The sequence below is a fragment of the Streptomyces sp. ICN903 genome, assembly GCF_022015835.1.
GTDB classification, from domain to species: domain Bacteria; phylum Actinomycetota; class Actinomycetes; order Streptomycetales; family Streptomycetaceae; genus Streptomyces; species Streptomyces fenghuangensis.
This window is the reverse complement of record NZ_JAKMAY010000428.1, coordinates 1-3,841: the sequence shown is the minus strand read 5'-3', so window position 1 is coordinate 3,841 and position 3,841 is coordinate 1. Positions and strand designations below refer to the sequence as shown.

Here is a 3,841-nt window from a genome sequence, read left to right as displayed (position 1 = left end):
CCGCTCACACCCCCGCCGCCCCTGTCCCGCGCGGTCACTTCACCGATCCCGCCATGACGCCCTGCACGAAGTGCTTCTGGAAGGCGAAGAACACCACCAGCGGAACGGCCAGCGACAGGAAGGCGCCGGGCGCGAGGATCTCGATGTTGCTGCCGAACTGCCGCATCTCCGACTGGAGCGCGACGGTCAGCGGCTGCGAGTCGCTGTCGGCGAAGATCAGCGCCACCAGCATGTCGTTCCACACCCACAGGAACTGGAAGATGGCCAGGCTCGCGATCGCCGGCCTGCCCACCGGCAGCACGAGCCGGGTGAAGATCCGCCACTCCCCGCCGCCGTCCATCCGCGCGGCCTCCAGCATCTCCCGCGGGATCTCCGCGAAGTAGTTGCGCAGCAGGAAGACCGCGAACGGCAGTCCGTAGGCGACGTGGAAGAGGACCACGCCGGGGATCGTGCCGAACAGTCCGACCGCGCCCAGCATCTTCGCCACCGGCAGCAGACCGACCTGGACCGGCACCACCAGCAGTCCGACGACCACCAGGAAGATCCAGTCGCGGCCGGGGAACTCCAGCCAGGCGAAGGCGTATCCGGCCAGCGCGGCGACCACCACCACGGCGACGGTGGTGGGAACCGAGATCAGCACGGTGTTCCAGAACGCCTGGGTGATGCCGGAATCCGCCAGCAGGGCCGTGTAGTTGTCGACCGACAGCTGGCCCGGCTCGGTCAGCGCCGTCCACCAGCCGCTGGCGGAGTTGGCCTCCTCCGACCGCAGCGAGGACAGGAACAGCCCCAGCGCGGGGGTGATCCACACCAGTGCGGTGACGACGAGGAAGACCTGGACGGCGCCCCTGCCCAGCCAGGCGCCGATCCGGGCGCCGGCGGGCCGCCGGGTCCGTACCGCGCGCGGGGGGTGGTGCCCGGCCCCCGCGGCTGCCGCCGCAGCCGCGGGAGCCGGAGCCTGTGCGGCCGCTCCCTTCCCGGCAGGCTTCCCGACCGGGCCGTCGACGGTGCCGTGAGTGCTCATCGGCTGCTCCTGCGGAAGCGTCGGATGTTGAAGACCATGGCCGGGACCACCAGGAGCAGCAGCAGGACGCCGATGGCACTGCCCAGCCCCTGGTCGTTGCCGCCGCCGAAGGACACCAGCCACATCTGCATGGCCAGCACGTTGGCGTCCTGGAGCACCGGTCCCGGGGCGATGATGTAGACGAGGTCGAAGACCTTCATCACGTTGATCACCAGCGTCACGAAGACCACGGTCAGCACGGGCGCGAGCAGCGGCACGGTGATCCTGCGGAAGATCTGCCACTCGTTCGCGCCGTCCATCCGAGCGGCCTCCAGCACGTCCCGGGGCATCGCGGCCAGTCCGGCGCCGATCAGCACCATCGAGAAGCCGGTCCAGATCCACAGGTAGGCGCCGATGATCGCCGGGGTGACCAGGGCGGGGCCGAGCCAGGAGATTCCGCCGTAGGGCTCGGCGAAGTTGGACGCCGGCAGCCGCAGGGCGTACGAGCCGCCGTCCAGGCCGGTGATGCGGAACGAGCCGTCGGCGGCGGTGGTGGCCTCGCCCACCGTCTTCCCGTCGCGCACCGCCTGGACGGTCATGCCGGGCAGGCCGCGCTCGCCGGAGTCGATCCGGCCCGGCTCGCCGCCCCCGCCGGGGGTGAAGTCCAGGTAGACGGTCCCGGCGAGCGCGCCGTCCCCGGCGCCGGAGGATCCCTCGGGCGCGGTGGCGGGCTCGGCGCCGGAGGGCACCTCCTTGGGGGGCACGCCGACGACGCCGAGCGAGACGGTGCGGCCGGGCGTCAGGTCGGCGGCGGTGCCGTAGGAGCCGTCCTGGCCCCTGGCCAGCGGGGTCTCGCCGGCGTCCTCCCTGCCCCGGGCGCCGGGGTAGGCGGGCCGGTCGGCGAAGACGTCGTGGACGCCGACGGCGACGGCGTTGAGGACGCCGCGGTCGGGGTCCTGCTCGTAGGTGATGCGGAAGATGATCCCGGCGGCGAGGAAGGAGATCGCCATCGGCATGAACATCAGCAGCTTGAACGCGGTCGCCCAGCGCACCTTCTCGGTGAGCACGGCCAGGATCAGGCCCAGGCCGGTCAGCAGGGCGGGTGCGACCACGACCCAGATCGCGGTGTTGCGGACGGCCTTGAGCGTGGTCGGGTCGCGGAACATCTCGACGTAGTTGTCCGCGCCGACGAACCGGGTGCCGGAGGCGTCGAAGAGGCTGCGGCCGACGGAGAACAGGATCGGGTAGGCGACCAGCGCGCCGAGCAGCAGCAGCGCGGGCAGCAGGAAGGCGGCGGCGACGAGCCTGCGGCGGCGCGCCGCGCGCCTGCGGGGGTCGTCGCCCCGGGCGGGCGCCCCCCGCGAGGGGGAGGCGCCGGCCGGGGTGCCGCCCGCTTTCGCGGGCGGCACGGCGGGTGCTTCGGCGGACATCGGTGCTTCTCGCCTCAGCTCTTCTTCCAGGCCTTGGCCGCGGCGGCCTCCAGCTTCTTCGCGGTGCCCTCGGGGTCGGAGGGGTCGCGCAGGAAGTCCTGGAGCAGCTTCCACTCGCCGGCTCCCTGGGTGCCGCCGAAGGCGGCCGGGGCCTGGTCGGACATGTCGAACCGCACGCCGTCGCCGGCCTCCACCAGGGACTGGGCGATCTGCCGGGTGGTCTCGTCCTGGTAGGCGTCCAGGTTCAGGGCCTCGTTGGGGGAGATGAAGCCGCCGGCCCCGGCCCACACCTCGGCGGCCTCCGGGGTGGCCAGGAACTCCACGAACCTCATCCCGGCGTCGGCGTTCTTCCCGTCCTTGAGGACGACCGCCGCGTCCCCGCCGCCGACCACCGGCGGCTCGCCGCCGTCCACGGCCGGGAACGGGAAGAACTTGGCCTCCTCGCCGACCTTCTTGCCGAACTGCCCGCTGATCAGGCCCGCGACGAAGTCGCCCTCGTAGACCATGCCCGCCTTGGGGTCGTCGCCGAAGACCTTCTCGACGGACTCGGGGAAGTCCGTGCGCAGCGCGCCCGCGCCGCCGCCCTCCACCAGCTCCTTGTCGCCGAAGAGTTCGCCGAGGGTGGTCAGGGCCTTGACGACGGACGGGTCGGTCCAGGGGATCTCGTGGGCGGCGAGCTTGTCGTACATCTCCGGGCCCGCCTGGGAGAGGTAGACGTTCTCGAACCAGTCGGTGAGCGGCCAGCCGGCCTCGCCCGCCACGGAGAAGGCGGCCACACCGGAGTCGGAGAGGGTCCGGCCGGCCTCCAGCATCCCGTCGTAGTCCTTCGGCGGGGTGATGCCGGCCTGCTCGAAGGCCTCGGGGCCGTACCAGACGGTCGACTTGTTGGACGCCTTGAAGTACAGGCCGTAGAAGACGTCGCCGACCGTGCCGTACTCCTTCCACACCGGGGCGAAGTAGTCGCGCGCGCGGTCGTCGGCCTTCTTCGACAGCGGCTTGAGCCAGCCCTTCTCGGCGAACTGCTCGAGCACGCCCACCTGCGGGACCATCACCACGTCCGGCGCGTTGCCGCCCTGGATCTTGGAGCCGACGACGGTGGAGACGTTGTCGCCGGTGGAGACGAACTTCATCTCGGCGCCGGTCTTCTCGGAGAAGGCGTCCATCACCTTCTGGAAGTTCTTCTGCTCCACCCCGGTCCACACCCCGGCGACCGTGACCGTCTCGCCCTTCAGCTCCTGGCCGCCCTTGCCGCTCGCGGTGGTGGACTCGCCGCCGCAGGCGGAGGCGGTCAGGGCGAGTACGAGCGCCGTCGCCGTGGCGGTCGCGGTGCGTCTGGCGGTGCTGCCTGTGCTCATGGGTGTCCCTCTCGGGGTCGGCCGGCCCGGGGGCCGGAGGGTGGATGGTGCGGGGG

General features: G+C 72.0%; 3 protein-coding genes. All 3 read right to left on the bottom strand.

Annotated elements, in window-relative coordinates:
* Window positions 1-34 precede the first annotated feature (34 nt).
* From L7D48_RS27140 to L7D48_RS27130, 3 genes are read right to left on the bottom strand one after another with little or no spacing between them, the layout of a single operon-like run.
* Entirely contained in the window at window positions 35-1,021 is a 987-nt protein-coding gene (locus tag L7D48_RS27140; protein ID WP_237883482.1) for a carbohydrate ABC transporter permease, read from the bottom strand.
* Window positions 1,018-2,430 (bottom strand): carbohydrate ABC transporter permease, encoded by a 1,413-nt coding sequence (locus L7D48_RS27135; protein ID WP_237883480.1) that lies wholly within the window; start codon window positions 2,428-2,430, stop codon window positions 1,018-1,020. Before L7D48_RS27135 ends, L7D48_RS27140 begins: the two co-directional genes overlap by 4 nt.
* 14 nt (window positions 2,431-2,444) lie before the next feature.
* Window positions 2,445-3,785 (bottom strand): ABC transporter substrate-binding protein, encoded by a 1,341-nt coding sequence (locus tag L7D48_RS27130; protein WP_237883478.1) that lies wholly within the window; start codon window positions 3,783-3,785, stop codon window positions 2,445-2,447.
* Window positions 3,786-3,841: the final 56 nt, after the last annotated feature.